The sequence below is a fragment of the Pseudoalteromonas sp. 1181_04 genome (genome assembly GCF_052850545.1).
On record NZ_VXCS01000008.1, the window covers coordinates 131,651 to 149,790 of the forward strand.

15 protein-coding genes are annotated in these 18,140 nt (G+C 40.6%); 4 read left to right on the top strand and 11 right to left on the bottom strand.

Annotation, left to right across the window (positions count from 1 at the left end; genetic code table 11):
* Positions 1 to 24: 24 nt before the first annotated feature.
* Positions 25 to 894: a LysR family transcriptional regulator gene (locus FW757_RS08525; protein WP_182739612.1), complete on the bottom strand. Its 870-nt coding sequence runs from the start codon at positions 892 to 894 to the stop codon at positions 25 to 27.
* Positions 895 to 1,011: 117 nt separating this feature from the next.
* Here FW757_RS08525 and FW757_RS08530 point away from each other — a divergent pair, with 117 nt between their 5' ends.
* Together FW757_RS08530 and fghA are read left to right on the top strand one after the other, a co-directional pair.
* Complete coding sequence (locus FW757_RS08530) at positions 1,012 to 2,133, top strand: S-(hydroxymethyl)glutathione dehydrogenase/class III alcohol dehydrogenase (protein WP_446441103.1); 1,122 nt, start codon at positions 1,012 to 1,014, stop codon at positions 2,131 to 2,133.
* Between the two features lie 59 nt (positions 2,134 to 2,192).
* The gene (gene fghA / locus FW757_RS08535) at positions 2,193 to 3,035 is read left to right on the top strand and encodes an S-formylglutathione hydrolase (RefSeq protein ID WP_446441104.1); all 843 of its coding nucleotides are present in this window, start codon (positions 2,193 to 2,195) and stop codon (positions 3,033 to 3,035) included.
* Here the strand turns inward: fghA and FW757_RS08540 are convergent.
* From FW757_RS08540 to FW757_RS08575, 8 genes are all read right to left on the bottom strand, one after another.
* A complete protein-coding gene (locus FW757_RS08540; protein ID WP_182797483.1) occupies positions 2,989 to 3,372 on the bottom strand; it encodes a hypothetical protein in 384 nt (127 codons plus the stop codon). The genes fghA and FW757_RS08540 overlap by 47 nt on opposite strands.
* 219 nt (positions 3,373 to 3,591) lie before the next feature.
* Positions 3,592 to 5,103: a BCCT family transporter gene (locus FW757_RS08545; RefSeq protein ID WP_446441105.1), complete on the bottom strand. Its 1,512-nt coding sequence runs from the start codon at positions 5,101 to 5,103 to the stop codon at positions 3,592 to 3,594.
* Positions 5,104 to 5,325: 222 nt separating this feature from the next.
* Positions 5,326 to 6,939, bottom strand: coding sequence for an ABC-F family ATPase (locus FW757_RS08550; protein ID WP_145233148.1), 1,614 nt, complete (start codon positions 6,937 to 6,939; stop codon positions 5,326 to 5,328).
* Between the two features lie 268 nt (positions 6,940 to 7,207).
* A complete protein-coding gene (locus FW757_RS08555) occupies positions 7,208 to 8,764 on the bottom strand; it encodes a SulP family inorganic anion transporter (protein WP_145233147.1) in 1,557 nt (518 codons plus the stop codon).
* A 123-nt stretch (positions 8,765 to 8,887) separates the two neighbouring features.
* A complete protein-coding gene (locus FW757_RS08560) occupies positions 8,888 to 9,346 on the bottom strand; it encodes an Lrp/AsnC family transcriptional regulator (protein WP_016707271.1) in 459 nt (152 codons plus the stop codon).
* Between the two features lie 89 nt (positions 9,347 to 9,435).
* A complete protein-coding gene (locus FW757_RS08565; protein ID WP_145233146.1) occupies positions 9,436 to 10,077 on the bottom strand; it encodes an MBL fold metallo-hydrolase in 642 nt (213 codons plus the stop codon).
* A 3-nt stretch (positions 10,078 to 10,080) separates the two neighbouring features.
* Complete coding sequence (locus tag FW757_RS08570) at positions 10,081 to 11,883, bottom strand: M14 family metallopeptidase (RefSeq protein ID WP_182794023.1); 1,803 nt, start codon at positions 11,881 to 11,883, stop codon at positions 10,081 to 10,083.
* Positions 11,884 to 12,068: 185 nt separating this feature from the next.
* Positions 12,069 to 13,976 carry a beta-ketoacyl synthase gene (locus tag FW757_RS08575; protein WP_182739617.1) on the bottom strand — a complete coding sequence of 636 codons (1,908 nt, stop codon included), beginning with the start codon at positions 13,974 to 13,976 and terminating at the stop codon, positions 12,069 to 12,071.
* A gap of 126 nt (positions 13,977 to 14,102) precedes the next feature.
* Between FW757_RS08575 and FW757_RS08580 the strand changes: the two genes are divergently transcribed.
* A complete protein-coding gene (locus tag FW757_RS08580; protein WP_182717418.1) occupies positions 14,103 to 15,113 on the top strand; it encodes a GlxA family transcriptional regulator in 1,011 nt (336 codons plus the stop codon).
* 93 nt (positions 15,114 to 15,206) lie between these two features.
* On the opposite strand, the gene FW757_RS08585 is transcribed toward FW757_RS08580, so the two are convergent.
* Positions 15,207 to 16,025 (bottom strand): substrate-binding periplasmic protein, encoded by an 819-nt coding sequence (locus tag FW757_RS08585; RefSeq protein WP_182783576.1) that lies wholly within the window; start codon positions 16,023 to 16,025, stop codon positions 15,207 to 15,209.
* A gap of 357 nt (positions 16,026 to 16,382) precedes the next feature.
* On the opposite strand from FW757_RS08585, the gene FW757_RS08590 reads away from it, so the two are divergent.
* Positions 16,383 to 17,615 (top strand): sensor domain-containing phosphodiesterase, encoded by a 1,233-nt coding sequence (locus tag FW757_RS08590; protein WP_446441106.1) that lies wholly within the window; start codon positions 16,383 to 16,385, stop codon positions 17,613 to 17,615.
* 11 nt (positions 17,616 to 17,626) lie between these two features.
* On the opposite strand, the gene FW757_RS08595 is transcribed toward FW757_RS08590, so the two are convergent.
* Positions 17,627 to 18,139 (bottom strand): MgtC/SapB family protein, encoded by a 513-nt coding sequence (locus tag FW757_RS08595; RefSeq protein WP_145233140.1) that lies wholly within the window; start codon positions 18,137 to 18,139, stop codon positions 17,627 to 17,629.
* Position 18,140 lies beyond the last annotated feature (1 nt).

The window sequence follows — 18,140 nt, forward strand, 5'->3', positions numbered from 1 at the left end:
AATTAAGCCGCTTTATTTAAACTTTTAGTTTAGAGATTTAATAAGGTGATCGAGTAATGCTCTGACGTTGGTCGCAACAAATTGTCGCGGAGGATACACTCCCCATACACCTTCTGGTTTTGGCTGATTATTGGTTAAAATAGGCACTAAATCACCCGTGGCTAAATCACTCTCAATGTAGTAGTTTGGCACTTGTATGATGCCAAGACCCTTTTTAGCTGCATCAGCTAACGCCCAGCCACTATTACACTGTAACCGCCCCGCAATTTTGATATGTTTATCACGCCCTTGCTCGCACACCCGCCAATAACTGCTGTTGCCGACTAAGCATTGATGGTGCTGTAATTCAGCTAATGTGTGAGGTTCGCCAAAACGGGCTAAATAGGCTTTTGAGCAGCAAATTACAAAATGACGTGCACTTAAACGTCGTGCTTTTAAGCTAGAGTCTTTTAAATGACCAAGGCGAATAGCTAAGTCAAAGCCGCCCTCAAGTAAATTTTCTTGTTCATTGCTCAGCGCCATCACCACTTCTACATCAGGGTGCAGTTGCATAAAAGTATGCACTGCTGGCATCACGAAGCTTTCGCCATACATAACCGGAGCTGTGAGTTTAATTTTACCTTTAGGAGCATTTTGCTGTTGTGCTAATAACGCGGTGGCGTCGTCCATTGCATGCTGTAAATGTTTTGTTTGATGTAAAAAGACTTCGCCTTCTTTAGTCAGTACAACTTTACGGGTAGTACGCGTTAATAATTGGGTATTTAAGCGCTGCTCTAATTGCGTTACATGGCGGCTTATGTGTGCAACGGATACCCCTAATGCGGTTGCAGCGCGGGTAAAGCTGCCTTCTTCACCGACTGCGATAAATTCGTCTATGCCTAACCAACGACTCATTATTACCATACTGTAAAAGTGTTTTATTAAAATGAAGATTAACATTGTTTGAGAAACAAATAAAATAGCGTTATTGTTTTCAAGTCATCTTCGTATTTAACCAGCAAGAGAGTTACTATGTCTGAATTTATAAAATCAAAAGCCGCAATTGCTTGGGGTCCAAAGCAACCACTATCTGTAGAAGAAGTGGATGTAATGATGCCTAAAAAAGGCGAAGTAATGGTAAAAATTACTGCTACTGGCGTATGTCACACCGATGCATTTACATTATCAGGTGCCGATCCTGAAGGGATTTTCCCAGCCATTTTAGGGCATGAAGGCGCTGGTGTTGTTTATGCTATCGGCGAAGGCGTAACCAGTGTTGCTGTGGGCGATCATGTTATTCCTTTATATACTGCAGAATGCGGTGTATGTAAAATGTGTACTTCAGGCAAAACAAACTTGTGTTCCGCTGTACGTGAAACGCAAGGTAAAGGCCTAATGCCAGACGGCACGACTCGCTTTTTCAAAGATGGCCAACCAATTTATCACTACATGGGCACATCAACCTTTTCTGAATATACGGTACTGCCAGAGATCTCACTGGCTAAAGTAAACAAAGCAGCATCACTTGAAGAAATTTGCTTACTGGGCTGTGGTGTTACAACTGGTATGGGCGCGGTCACAAACACTGCAAAAGTTCAAGCAGGCGATACCGTTGCTATCTTTGGTTTAGGTGGTATAGGTTTGTCAGCAATTATCGGCGCGAAAATGGCTGGTGCCTCGCGTATTATCGGTATTGATATCAACACGTCTAAGTTTGATCTAGCCACTAAATTAGGTGCCACAGACTTGATCAATCCAAAAGATTTCGACAAGCCTATTCAAGAAGTTATTGTCGAGATGACCGATGGTGGCGTTGATTTCTCATTTGAGTGTATAGGTAATGTTGATGTCATGCGCTCAGCCCTTGAATGTTGTCATAAAGGTTGGGGGGAATCGGTGATCATTGGTGTTGCTGGTGCAGGACAAGAAATTTCAACTCGCCCATTCCAGCTAGTCACTGGCCGTGTCTGGCGTGGTAGCGCATTTGGTGGGGTTAAAGGTCGTTCACAACTACCTGAGATTGTTGAACGTTACATGGCTGGCGAATTTGCATTAAATGACTTTATCACTCATACCATGGGTCTTGAAGACATAAACGACGCGTTTGATTTAATGCATGAAGGCAAAAGTATTCGTACTGTGATCCACTACTAATATTAAAAATACAGATACCGCATAGCGTGTAAGCTATGTGGTATTTTAGCGAGGAATCTATGTTAGACAATTTAAGCGCCACAAAAGTTAGCGGTGGCTGGCACAAGCAATACAGCCATACATCTACAAGCACCCATTGCCCAATGCGGTTTGCTATTTTCTTGCCACCCGGTGCCAGCCAAACTAATAAAGTACCGGTGCTGTATTGGTTATCAGGCTTAACCTGTACGGATGAAAATTTTATGCAAAAAGCAGGTGCATTTAAAAAAGCGGCAGCGCTTGGTATTGCTATCGTTGCACCTGATACTAGTCCTCGTGGCGACACTGTGCCAGACCAAGACAGTTATGATTTTGGCCAAGGCGCGGGGTTTTATTTAAACGCCACCCAAGCCCCCTATAACACGCACTATAATATGTATGACTATGTGGTAAATGAATTGCCTTCGCTAATTGAACAGCACTTTCCCGTGACTGATAAAAAAGCGATTAGCGGGCATTCTATGGGGGGGCACGGTGCGTTGATGATTGCATTGCGCAATCCAAAAAGTTACACCAGTGTTTCTGCTTTTAGCCCAATCACCAACCCTATTGACTGTCCTTGGGGGCAAAAAGCGTTTAGTCAGTACTTAGGAGATGATCAATCACAATGGGCCAATTACGATAGCTCTGAACTAATGAAAAAAGCACACAGTAACGAATTTTTACCAATGCGTATTGACCAAGGTGATGCCGATAATTTTTTAGTCGAGCAACTAAAACCAGACAACCTAACTGCAGTGGCAAAGCAAGTTAATTACCCGCTAACGTTGAATATGCACGCAGGCTACGATCATAGTTACTTTTTTATCAGCAGCTTTATCGACGAACACTTATCATTTCATCAACTGTATCTTCAGCGTTAATTGTATTCTCTACTGTGAGGTTGTCAGTCGTTACTTCCTCACATTGTTGTATTGATTTAGTTATTCTTTTGCATACCAGAGTAGGCTCTGAGCTTTCTTGCACTAACCCCACTAAAAAACGATCTACTTCGATGCCTAAGTCCGCAAATGACAAAGTCTGTTCATGACTAAAGTAAGTATTATCTTGAGGCGATACATGTGCGGGGGCCTGCGCTAAATCAGCATCATAATTTGTATCCGCTTTTGAATAAATAACTCCATCAACTAATACACCCGCTACAGTGCATGCGCTTAGTAATTGGCTGACAAGTAAAACAGTAATAAAGTGCTTGAACATAAATTTAATCCTTTATATCCCATTGCTTAAATGCGTAAGTTATTATTTAACTACCTCGAATGAGCCAGTTTTTAATAGCATTAGTATTGCTTAGTGGTTGTATCTGTAATACTCACTATAAACGAACGAGTATAAAACACTGTAAAAAACTGTAAGTGAATGACAATAAAGTAATTAAACTATAAACTAGCTCGAGCATAGCAACAGTAATAGGTTTAACTACACTTGTAACTCCTTCATAAACTCTTTTACAAATCCTATCAGCTGCAAAATAAAAATAAACAAAAATGGCACTGCACCAATAATTGCAATACTTCGGTTAAGTAATTCATTATTTTGTAATAACAATACCCAACTACTTAGAGCTAAAGTAAAAGACCACACATACAAACTAAATCGATGACTGCTTTTTGTCCCCGCTAAATTACGGATCACTAAAATTGCAGAATCTGCCGAAGTAGCAACAAAGATCAGTAATAATAATAAGCTCGACCAAATAAGCACACCTCCTTGCCAACCTAACTGCTTAAAAAATACAAATAAGCCTTGTGTATAATCAGTTTTAATAGCGGCCATAATGCCACTACTATGGCCGCTATCCCAAGCAATAGCAGATCCCGAAAAAACACTAAACCAAATTAAAGTGACGAAAGTTGGCACAATTACTACGCCAACAATGTATTGCCAAACTGGCCGACCTTGACTTATTTTAGCTAAAAAAACCCCAACAAAAGGTCCCCACGCTAGCCACCAAAAATAATAATTATACGTCCAACTATTAGCCCAAGCAGGATCATTTAGTTGACTTGATAATTGCCATGTCCCTGTCACTAATAAGTGGCTATAAAATTTAACGCCACTGATCGCCACATCTATAATCGGTTGTAGTGGTACCATCATGATGAGCCAAATAAGTACTCCAAATGCTAAAAAAACATTAAATTGACTGAGTGTTTGAATACCCTTTTTTAATCCTAAGCGCGCAGATAAGCTAAACAACAGCGCTAATAACATAATAATAATCAAACCAACTAACCAAGGCGAGTTAATGCCAAGCTCAAGCTCAATCCCTTTTCGTAGTAATAATGTTGAATTTGCAATCGTGCCAACTACACCAAAAAAAATAGCTAAAATGGCCACTAACTGGATCACGTATTTACACTTTAGCTGCCCTGCGCGACTTAAAAATGAAGTTGTTACACTCAACACCGGAGCACTTATATCTCCCGCTTTGCCACTGTTATGGCTCAAACCACCTAAGACTAAGCCAAATACTGCGTAGAGTGCCCATGCATGAGCGCCCCAGTTTACTAACGTAATAGCCAATGCAGCACCTTGTCTATCAGGGTAAAGACTTTGCTTTAATGGCGGTTGCAATACGTGCATGGCAGGCTCTGCTACGCCCCAAAAAATTAAACCCGATCCCATTCCTGCAGCAAATAACATTGACAACCAACCAAAAGTTGAAAACTCGACAGATGTATGCTCTCCACCTATTTTACGTTGTCCGAGTGGGCTAATAGCCAGCACAATAACGCTTATCAATAAAAAATTAACTAACAGAAAAAATGGTCCACCCAACACTGATAATGCATTAATGATCAGTGGTTGAATATGCGCGGTGAGCATATCAGGAAATAATAGAGCCCCGCTAACAAATAGCACACACAAGGTGGGCGCTAGTTTTTCAAGATTCGACACTAATTTAGTAATACGAGCTTTAATTACCACATAGATACCTTAAAAATTATACTAATTAAATCGGTTTTATCAGCGCTAACGTTACGACGCTTTAAAGCTACACCAAAGCAACTTTTTAATTTTACATAATTTAGACATAAAAAAACCGGCCGCAGCCGGTTTTCTGATACTTAATACCAATTATATTGATTTACAGAGCTCTTGAACTCGCTTGCATGATCATGCATTTAATAAAACTGAGATCAATAAACTTTACTTTGCAGCCAAAAGCTTCGCTTGCTCTTGTTGGCTTGCCATAAATTCGTTAAAGGTGCCGTGGAAATTAACCACTTCTTTGTCACGAATATCAATAATACGAGTTGCCAATGATGAAACAAACTCACGGTCATGGCTGACAAAAATCAGCGTACCTTCAAAGCCTTTTAATGCATTATTAAGCGCTTCAATGGCTTCCATATCCATGTGGTTTGTCGGTTCGTCCATCACCAAAACATTTACGTCTTGCATCATTAATTTGCCAAACAATAGGCGATTTTTCTCACCACCTGAGCAGTTTTTAGCTTTTTTATTCGCATCATCCGCAGTAAACAATAACCGACCTAACATGCCACGCACCATTAAATCGTTATGCTTGGCTGTACGCCACTGTGACATCCAATCAAACAAGGTTAAATCGTTATCAAAGTCTTTACTACTATCTTGCGGACAATAGCCAATCGATGCATTTTCTGACCATTTTACAACACCGTGATTAGCTTCAAGTTCACCCACTAAACAGCGAATAAAGGTTGATTTACCAACACCGTTTTCACCAATAATCGCAAGTTTTGAACCTGCTTCTAAAATCAGCTCGCCGCCTTCAAACAATACTTCACCGTCAAAACCATGGCCAAAGTCTTCTAAGATCAATGCTTGGCGGTGCATCTTTTTACCTTCATCAAAATACAATGACGGCGCCATTCGGCTTGACGACTTCACTTCATCTAAGCTGATTTTATCCATGCGTTTAGCACGTGAACTCGCTTGTTTTGCTTTTGACGCATTAGCACCAAAGCGGTTAACGAAATCTTGTAACTCTTCAATTTCAGATTGCTTTTTAGCATTACCAGCAAGTAATTGATCACGAATAAGTGTTGATGCTTCAATGTATTTTTCGTAGTTACCTGGGTAAATACGCAGCTCACCGTAGTCAATATCAGCCATATGAGTACATACCGCATTAAGAAAATAGCGGTCATGAGAAATAATGATCATGGTACATTTACGCTGGTTAAGTTCGTGCTCTAACCAGCTAATGGTATGAATATCCAAGTTATTGGTTGGCTCATCCAGTAATAAAATATCAGGGTTAGCAAACAAGGCTTGCGCAAGTAAGACGCGCAGCTTCCAGCCAGGGGCTACTTGTGACATTAGACCAAAATGAAATTCTTCTTCAATACCCGCTTTTAATAAAATATCACCCGCGCGGCTTTCTGCACTGTAACCATCCATTTCAGCAAAAACGCTTTCAAGCTCAGCGACTTTCATACCATCTTCTTCACTCATTTCTGGCAGTGAATAAATACGTTCACGTTCTTGCTTTATTTTCCATAATGCAACGTCACCCATGATCACAGTATCAACCACTGAGTATTGCTCAAATGCAAACTGATCTTGGCTTAAGTTACCGACTTTCAGTCCTGGGCCAATTGATACGTTACCTGATGTTGGCACTAATGAGCCATTGAGGATTTTCATGAAGGTTGACTTACCGCATCCATTGGCGCCAATTAAGCCATAACGATTACCGTTACTAAATTTAGCGGAGATATTTTCGAACAAGGGTTCGGCACCAAACTGCATGGTGATATTAGCGGTAGAGATCAAAATGAATTTCCTAAGCAAATACTGACAAGTACACTGTTCGCTGAATAAGGAAAAGTTAATACAGGCAATAAGACGGTATAAAGAGGCCGCGAATTATACAGGCACTAGCTGCACTAGTCGAGCTTAGTCTCAATAATTGACTCACCGAGCACTGGTTTTTATGTGACTTAAATAAATTTTAATGTCATCTACGGTTTCAGCCAATGATTTGTTCGATAGCAACAAAAAAGCGAAGGCAGTGCCTTCGCTTTTTTATCAAACGTCTCGTTTAAGCAAGTTTGTCTGAAGCAACTTTATAAGTTGGATCTTCTATTACATTAACTTCGACTAAGTCGCGCGCTTTATGTAATAACTGTATACAGTCTGGGCTCAAGTGGCGTAAATGCAACTGCTTACCTGCCTTGGTGTATTTATCAGCTAAAGTATCAATTGCTTCAATGGCACTGTGATCTGCCACTCGGCTGTATTTAAATTCGATGATAACGTCTTTAGGGTCATTTTTCACATCAAACAACTCCGCGAACTTTTTCACTGAGCCAAAAAATAATGGGCCGTGTAGTTCGTAGACTTTAGAACCTTCTTCATCAATGTAGTTTGTAGTAAAAATATGTTTAGCATGTTGCCATGCAAATACTAAGGCTGACACAATCACACCCACACATACTGCAATTGCTAAGTCAGTTATCACCGTTACACCCGATACTAATACAATGACAAAAGCATCTGATTTTGGGACGCGTTTCATCATTTTGAAACTCGCCCATTCAAAGGTGCCTAATACCACCATAAACATCACGCCAACCAATGCTGCCAGCGGCACCATTTCAATCAAACTGGCGGCAAAAATAATGAATGCTAGGAGCATTAATGCTGCTGTAATACCAGATAAACGCGAACGACCACCTGAGTTAATGTTGATCATTGATTGACCAATCATCGCGCAGCCCCCCATCGCACCAAAGAAACCACAGGTAACGTTTGCAGCGCCTTGACCAATGCATTCTTTATTGCTGTGACCACGGGTTTCTGTGATTTCATCAATTAGGCTAAGGGTTAATAATGATTCAATCAAACCAATTGCCGCTAAAATAAGTGCATAAGGTAAAATAATTTTCAGTGTTTCAAAGGTAAATGGCACCATTGGAATGTGAAATTGTGGTAAACCACCAGCAATAGTTGCCGCACTGTCACCGGTCATATCTTTTAAGAAATCAAGTACTGTACGCGCTTCTAAATCAAATCCGATAACAATGGCGGTTACAGTAACAATAGCGACTAATGTTGATGGCACAGCTGTAGTCAACTTTGGCAAAAAGTGAATAATAGCCATCGTTAAGGCGACTAATCCTAGCATGATCATCATCGGCGTGCCGGTCATCCACTGCATGCCACCTTGACCATCGGACACCTTAAATTGCCCTAGTTGCGCTAAGAAGATAACAATCGCTAAACCATTTACAAACCCGAGCATCACCGGATGCGGAACCATACGAATAAACTTACCGAGCTTAAACACCCCTGCTAGTATTTGCAGTATCCCCATCAGTAATACAGTCGCGAAGAGATACTCAACCCCATGATCTAGCACTAAACTTACCATAACAACGGCAAGTGCACCGGTTGCACCGGAGATCATACCTGGGCGGCCGCCAAAAATAGCGGTGATCAAGCCAACAATAAATGCTGCATATAAACCAACTAAAGGCTCTACATTTGCAACAAACGCAAATGCAACAGCTTCAGGAACGAGCGCTAGGGCAACCGTTATACCTGATAAGATATCGTTTTTAGCAGAGCTCGGCGCCTTGCTTAATAAGTTAAACATTGAATTCCTCTTCGGGGTGTGGGATCAAAAAAGCGCTGAATTCTAACAAATTAAGCTAAGGTTAACAATTGCAGTAAGAGGAACAAGCTAACGCCTTTATAGCGCTAGCATGATTAAATACGATTAAAGTGGCAGCGATGTACTGCGTTTGACACAAGTCATAGTGACGTTTGAGTGAACTTCTTGAACAAATTCAAGATTCAATAAATTATCACGAACAAACTGTTCATAGCCTTCAATGCCTTTAGAAATGATCCGCAACATAAAGTCCATAGTGCCAGCCATACTGTAACATTCTGTTACTTCATCATAACTTAGGATAAGTCGTTCAAACTCAGCTAAATTTGTACGGCCATGATTTGATAAACGAACATGAGCGTACACTAGCATATCAAAGCCGAGCTTTTTCTCATCCAATAAGGCAACTTTGCCTTTGATGTAACCATCTTGCTCAAGCTTAGCAATACGACGCCAACAAGGTGATTGAGATAAACCGACTTTATCAGCAATATCAGCGGTCGAAAGACTTGCATCTTGCTGTAACAGTGCCAAAATTTGGCGGTCAACATGATTTAGAGACATTTTATTTCTTATTTATTTTACTAAATTGGTTAAATTATACATTGGTTTATAGGTTGAGTCTTGTACTTTTATGCATTTATTATGCGCAACTAACCAAATTTACCACTTATAAATGGATTCGATATGCGCTCAGTCAGCACTTTAGTGTCAGGTCCATGCCCAGATAGAATTCGCGTTTCATCAGGCAGTGTCAAAATTTGATTTTTAATCGAGTCAAGTAACTGCTGGGCATCCCCTTTAGGGAAGTCTGTACGCCCTACTGAGCCTTTAAAAATAACATCACCCACTATCACTAACTGATGTGTTGCTTCATAAAATACAATATGCCCAGGCGTGTGGCCCGGACAATGACGAATGTCAAATCGCAATTGACCCAATGTAAACGTATCGCCATGACTTAACCAATGCTGAGGATGAAAAGGCGCAATTGGTGCAAAGCCAAACATTTGCGCTTGCATAGGTAATGCATCAAACCAAAACAATTCGTCTTTTTGTGGCCCGACAATATCAACAGAAAAATGCTCAGCAAGTACTTTTGCCGCACCGACATGATCAAGATGGCCATGGGTGAGTAAAATACACTGCAAGCTTAACTGATGCTTGGCAAGCTCAGTAATGATTTTATCAGCGTCGCCACCCGGGTCGATAACCGCTGCGTGGCGTGTTTGTTTACAAATAACCACTCGGCAATTTTGTGCAAAAGCGGTCACCGGTACGGTAATTATTTCCATATGTTAATTCTTTATTTGCGGTTTAGTGTCAAATGTCATCAGCACAGGATACTTTAAATAAGCTTGATCATAAAATGGCGTATGCTCATAGAGCCAGTTTAATCGTGCTTGTGCATCTTTAGCAAAAGCGGCATCCTCACGAATTTTTTTATCAAACTCAAGTGCAAGTGCCGGTTTATCTTTGAGCATATGGCGAGCATACGGCGCTAATGCATAGTTTTCCATGTACTCAGTACGTTGAAAAATCGTATTAAACTCACCCCACGCAAAAAATGAATCCGGTGCTTTGGGGTGTAAAAGATGGGCAACTAACTCACCGAAAGGTTGAGCAGTTTCAACTTTATACCAACCGGTCAAAGACTTTTCTGGTACATCAACAAAATCAAAATCTGCGTTTACTCGAAAGCGTCCTTCAAACGGTGCTTTATCAAATTCATGCTTTGTTACTACCGCGACTTTTAAATTAGTTACCAGCTCATCACTGCTCACGTTTTCTACTGTAATACCATGTAATTTGAGTTTTTCGACAATGTGTGGATACGCAGGTGGAATATAAAATGTACTTGGTACGGTGATCACGGTTTTTGCGTCCTTCTGCCAGTAAATGGGCAACGCATCATAGTGCTGTTTTTCGCCTAAATACTTTACTTCCATCTGGCCACTCAAGGCGCTTTTACTGCGCGAATACTTGATCCCTGCAAATGCGATAGTGTTTGGCTCTTTTGCATAACCGCGTTCAACAATAAGCTGGCTTGGCACAAAAGTACGTTCTTTTTCAACCGCTTCGGTTAATTGTTGATGATGTTGCGCCAATGCTGAAATAGCCCCATCTAAAAATACATAGGTGCCAAGTACACGTTGTTTATACGGTTTTAATGAATGATTTTCGACAAGAATTGTGGGTAACGATCTTAAATCCCCCCAACCATTCGAATAACGAGGCGTGGCAACCCAGCCCGCTAAGCCTTTTTTAAACTCGCGCTTATCCATTACAAATACCAGCGGCCCAGGTATATGGCCTTGCTCTTGTAGTTTTGTGTCGATGATAGGTTTAAAATAATTATTGAGCGCATCTGACACACTTGGCGATTCACTGGCAAATACGGGGTTGTACCCGTAAGTTACATCGTATTGATAATCTGCACCGTCAGTCACATGCACATCGATATATAAATCTGGGTTAAACTGCTTGATCACCTTTAATACACCACGTACTTCCGGCGTATCTAGTTTGGTGAAATCACGATTTAAATTTAAATTATTAGCATTGGTTCTAAAGCCCATTTCAACTGGCCCACGCTGGTTTATGCGATTAAACTGACTACTACGCTCATGGCCATCAACATTTAAAATAGGAATAAATAAGATGTTCACTTGGCTTAAAATATCTCGACGTTTACCGGTTGCAATATCGCGTAGCAACATAAACATCGCATCTTTACCGTCAATTTCGCCGGCATGAATTCCCGCTTGAATAAAAATAGTCGGCTTGGCGTTTTGCATTAACTGCGAAGGTGTAAATGCACCATCTTCGCTTGCTACCATCATGTTGATCGCACGGCCACTGGCACTATGTGCAATAGTTTGCACTTGGAATTGGGTAGGGTTTGCTGCAACAAGACGATCTACAAAGGCCATAGTTTGCTGATAATTTGGTGACTTTAGCCCTTCGCTTAGTTCGAAATCAGTGGTTAATGGGCCTTTTTGTTGTATCAGTGCCAAACTTTGACCTTGCCATGGCAACAATGGCGGTAAATGGCTATCTAATGTAACACTGGCACTTAACAATAATAAACTGGCGATCATAGGACTCTCAAACGTTGGCCTCTTTAATAGCTTGAAATTATAACAAGGATAAATGACAGATCGCGTAAACTGCGGTGATTCAACAAAAAAATGCAGCCAATGACAATTTAAAAATTTTATAGGGCTAATTTTCACGCATTAAAAAAGGCGCTATAAAAGCGCCTTGCCACTCAAGAATAATGTGCTTAAAACATATCTTGATAAGGATTCGTTTTACTAAATGCAATGGCTTTATCAAAACCGGGAATATGCATGTCGGTATCAGAAATGACAATTTCATCTTCATCAATCATGCCATCACCAAAGCGATAGATTAGCTCATATTGTCCTAAGTCAGCTTGTTGCTGATAATTAGTCTGAGCAGCTGTAACGGTTTGATTGCTCAATGCATATGCATCCATCACCGCACTACCATGGCGTTTTGCTAACATTTTCATGGTCACCATGGGTGACAAAACAGTGGCGGTGGCATTATTTCCGCCAAAGCCTTTTGAATTAATAAAAGCAATATCCATGTCTTCGCATTGATAATGCTCAGTACGAATATCTAAATACTGGTTATGCACATCCTTGGCCACTTTATCTATGGTGGTAATACCCGGCATAATATTATGTGCAAATACACCCAGCGCCATCGCTAATTGGTCGCCACTAGCTGGCGCAATTGTGTGCCCTACATACGCTTTTGGTGCTGCTACTTTCCAATTATCAATGGCAAACGTTTGTGCCACCTTATGATAAATTAATGACTCTGTTACGCGGTTTTGCGGTGTGCTTGAACCATGCGCTAAAATAAAGCTACGTTGTTGTAATGCTTCTTTACCTAATAAGCTCGTGGCTAATGCCGCCGACTTCGCCATGGTTATATAATTACCCGGTCCCGGTGATGTAATTGATTTTTTAACGCCATCAGCATTTACAAATACATCAGGCACGCAGCCTAGAATGTCTGCCCCCAACTCCAGTGCTAACGCATCATCCATTAGAATCGCTACTTGTGCGCCTTCACCTAAAGTAAAGCCACAATTTTCGCCAAATGGGCGGCTACTTTTACGATAATCAGGCTCATCATCATTGCTTAAGTTATCCAAGCGTCGTAAACCTTCAATATTCGCCAGCGCACTCATATTACCAAAGCCTTCAACAACTTCAGGGGTAATTGCGCATTCAACACTTGCCACAATAGCAACACGTGTACGCCCTGCTTGTATATCGTTTACTGCAGCGCGCAAGTTATATAAAAATGTTGCACACGCGCCTGAAGTTGAAAACGTAGTGCCTACATTGCCCGTCACATAGGCATTAATAAAATCGGTCGACATTGTATTTAAGCCAAGCGCTAACTGCTTGGTGCTGACGCGATCACCTTGCTGGCGCGCTTTTACTAAACCACCTAAGCCCTTGTCATCCATTTGACCAATAACCGACGCTGAATAAGTGCCAATTTTATCAGGCTCAACACTATTCATAATGTGTTGCCAATCAAGTCCGGTTGATTTAATCGCGTCAGTAGCAGCAAAAATAGTGGCTTGTAAACCACGTGGCTGGTAGCGACTGTTGTACATAATAGATGGATCAAACCCTGTTGGTAGTTGCCCAGCCGATTTAATCGGATTATCGCGAGTAGAATCATGTTTAATATCAAACTGAGCCGCAATGGTTACTTTTACTTTTTTATTTTCAAGCTCTTCTACTTGCCAACTTGTAGGGACCGGCGAAGGTAAATCTCGACGACGTGTTTCAAACACAATGGCGCTTTCATCTGACGCGGTTAACGTCATTTTTTGCTGCCATGGTGTTGCATCGACATCAAAATGCTCTTTTTCAATTTTGCGAATTAACGTACCGGCAATAATTTGCTCACCAAAGCGTGCTTCTATGTCGCTTTGCTCAACAGTATTGCCTTTTAAATCTTGCAGTTGCCCATTCACAAGACTCACTAAATTCATTAACGTGGCGAGGCCTAAAAATGTTTCTTGCCGGGCTTGAGTATCTAAGTTATTTAACACGATACGACGATAACCTTGATGAAAAGAAGTACGGCCTGCGGCGTTAATTCCACCCATGCCGATAATAACGGGTAATGCTGTCATAATTTACCTTGAGAAAACGTGTTATAGGAGAAGCTTGCAGTTTAGATGGATTTAATTATCAACATTGTGCTTAAATAGCCAAATAATGAGCCTATGAGGCCAAATCAAACTGGTCGGAGCAATTAAATGGACAACAACTTGGTACTTAGCCCTTTGCAAATAAGTATTTTGGTATACCAGCACTTATTGATCACCAGTGTCACCTTGCCAATTGAAATGCTCAGAGCCGGTGAGGCGTACGCCAAGGGGCATCTAAACAGCAAAATTTTTCGGCCATTAACGATTAATTTAATCGCTGAGGACAGCGAACCTATCAAAAATCGCAGCGGCTTAGCAATATTACCGGATCACACTTACGGCACAGCACCTTACAGTGACTTGATTATTGTGCCCGGTATTTGGCGCAATCCTCGCCCTGTTGTCAGAGCAAACTCTGGGTTAGTTCAGTGGCTTGCCAGCAGCTGGCAAACGGGTAGCTCAATCATTGGCGTGGGTACTGGCAATTGCTTAGTCGCTGAAGCTAAGTTATTAAATGGTCACCCCGCTACCACTCATTGGCATTATGCAGAACAATTTAAACGCGACTACCCACAAGTACTGCTCAAGCCTGATTTTTTTATCACTCAATCTGAGCGCTTATACAGTGTGGCAAGTCTAAATGCCTTAGCAGATGTGATCGTGCATATTATTAGCCAATACTACGGACAGGCCGCCGCTCAGCATGTTGAGCGCAACTTTTCTCACGAAATTAGGAAACCTTACGAAGATCAGCGCTACCTTGAAGGCGCCGTTGATCGGCATCCAGATGAACTCATCGCGCAAATTCAATTTTGGTTAAAAAACAACTTAACCACAGAACAAAGTTTAACAGAGGTCGCTCAACTATTTAGTTTGAGTTACCGCTCTTTTACCCGCCGTTTTCGCATTGCGACCAACCAAAGCCCCATTGAATATTGGCAGCAATTACGCGTACAAACAGCCAAAGAGCTACTTGCATCATCTAACTTATCAATTCAGGAGGTTGCTTTAGAGGTGGGTTACAATGATCAAGGTCATTTAACCCGCGTGTTTAAGAAAGTGCTCTCGCAAACGCCTAGCGAGTATCGAAAAGTGGTTAGAAGAAAGTTATTTGGTTAATAAGTTGCGGGGTGTTATTTTTAAACAGTTAAACCTTTTAGATAGCAAAATATACAGTGCGGGTTAAACATCAGTATCGACGTTTAACGCGCATCATTTATCATCGCTGTCGATTTGAGTACGCCTTTCAAATACTAACTTTAATGCTGCGTCCATTTCTTTAATAAAGTCATCCTTAAATGGAAATTTTTCTGATGGTGCTTTCAAATAACCAATGTGAGCAGTTCGCTTGAAAATAATTCTGTCTTGCTGAAGTTGACTCAAATCAACAAATGGATGGCTTTGCTTAAGTGCTTTAATACCTGATAAGATGGCCCACTTGTCATTGATATAACAGTCGATTCTATTTTTAGCCAGCTTCAAAATATTTGATAATGTATCTTTGTTTTCCCATATTTTTATTTTGTTTTGCTCCAGGGCAGTGTTCAATGCTTGATCGAATAAAAGATACCCTGCATTGATACCAACATTAATCGGCTTTAATGGATATTCTGTGTTTTCAATCTTGAGTAAGCTTGAGTTTGGATTACAAAAAGCTTGTATTACTTCTTCATGTAGCGGCTCTGAGTAAGGCCAAATAAAACTGCGTCCTTGCACATTTTTATAAGGAGGTAGTAAGGCAAAGTCCTCTCCTCGTCTAAGTGCGTCAACACCGCGCTTCCACGGTACTGGTTGCAACTCTATAATATATTTTTCACTGATCAAATCGGCAGCTTGACGAACTACATCAACATATAAGCCCACTAACTCACCGTCTTTAAGGTAAGAATATGGGGGATAACTATCATCGACTAATATCACAACACGATAGCTTGGTTTGGCCACTACCGGTATTGTAAAAAAGAAAGCAAACAGCAGTAATGCAACTCTTTTCGGCCCATTCCACTGTATTATTTGCCAACTCGATTCCATTAAACAACACCTAAATAAATAATCACTGGTTATTAGCGTAGTCAGATTAATATTTTTTACAAATCTTAACTTCCCCAATTAGTATACCTACTCAAACGCTAAAATAACAAAAGCATAGGCTTACTCTTATTATTACGATAAGCGTACGACAAGGACCATCTAGATGTCGGACTTGCTAGGCAACTAACGACCGATTTAATCGCGCTGGACTGTAAATCTTTAAACGAGCTAGTCCCTCGATCATAGATAGAGAAAACCGAACTAAGCAGCAAATAAAATCAAACGCTAATTAGACGTTTATATCTATATAAATTATAGTAATAGCATTAAAAGTGCTAAAAATTACATGGAGGCGCCATGACGGCAAATTTTAGCGATGTGCTTTTGGATCAAAAAGATAATTCAACAATCGATGCTAAATTGACAAATTTGCTGGGATTGGTGCGCAAACATTTAAATATGGATGTTGCTTTTATTTCAGAGTTTATTAACGATGAGCGCGTTTTCAAAGTTGTCGATAATCCATCAGCAAATAAAACGGTTAAAGTGGGCAATTCCGATCCTATTAATGAAACATATTGCCATAAAATCAGTGAGAAACAGCTTAGCCCTATTATTACCAATTCAAAAACAAATCCAATTACTCAAATAATGCCAGTAACCGACAAGTTAAACATAGGCGCTTATATTGGTGTGCCTATCAATCTTTCAAATGGTAAATTATATGGTACATTTTGTTGTTACAAATCGCATCATGATGAAAGCTTAAACGAGCGGGACTTGTCTTTTTTAAAGATGATCTCTGAAATTGCAACTGGATTAATTGAAAAAAACCTGCATAACACTGCATTGCATGGCCAAACCAAATTAGCAATTGAAGAGGTTATTGCAAGCAACAATATAAGTATTTATTTTCAGCCTATTTTTAATCTATTTAGTAATAAAATTGCGGGCTTTGAATCACTGTCACGCTTTTTTACCAAACCTTATAAAACACCTGATCTCTGGTTTAAAGAGGCAACAGATGTGGGCCTAGATGAATCTCTGGAAATGCTGGCAATAAAAAACAGCCTCGCCTATATTGCGCAATTTAATGATACCACTTATATCGCCATTAATTGTTCACCATCCCATATACTCTCGGGTGCACTTGAATATACTCTGCAAGGAGCCGATTGTTCAAGGTTGGTATTAGAAATAACTGAACATTCACCAATATCAGACTATACAGTAATGCGAGCTGCATTAGCGCCACTGCGAAAAAAAGGGCTACGTTTGGCTATTGATGATGTAGGTGCTGGCTTTTCGTCGTTTCAACATATTTTAGAACTAGAAGCCGACATTATTAAATTAGATATCAGCCTTACGCAAAATATAAATAAAGACAATCGGAAGTTTTTACTGGCCAAGGCACTGTGTGGCTTTGCTAAAGCAATAGACTGTACGATTGTTGCCGAAGGCATTGAAACGCAAGCAGAGCTTAACGCATTAAGAAAATTAAATGTTGATAATGTGCAAGGTTACTTTATTGGCCGCCCTGCTCCTATTGAAGATGCATTGAGCTATCAAAGCATTACTTTATCAACATAAAAACGCCACTCTTAGTGGCGTTCTGACTCGTTAATTTCTTTTCGATAGTATCGTTTGTGATAACTTTTAACTTTAGCGTGTACACCTTTACTTAAGCTTTTAAACTTAGCTTCAAGGACATCTACACCATATAAAATACCCACCACTAAAATGGATAGTTTAATAGCTGCCAATAAATTATCGGTTGCAATCACTACACCAATAGATGCCAAAACCCAGATAGTTGCCGCCGATGTTACCCCAACCACAGCACCATCTTTAGCGAGCATAACTCCAGCACCTAAAAAGCCGATGCCAGTAATAATTTGACCAACCACGCGCGAGTGGTCAATCACATCACCATGGAGCATAAACGCCGTGGCTAAAAACAAATAAGTACCTAATATAATCAGCACTGAGGTTCTTATTCCTACTGGTTTGCCCCGTAACTGGCGTTCCATACCAATCAAAGCGCCACAAAATGCAGCACTGCCTATTGCCGACCACGAATAGGGGGCGATATCTACTAATTCAAAAAAAGTCACT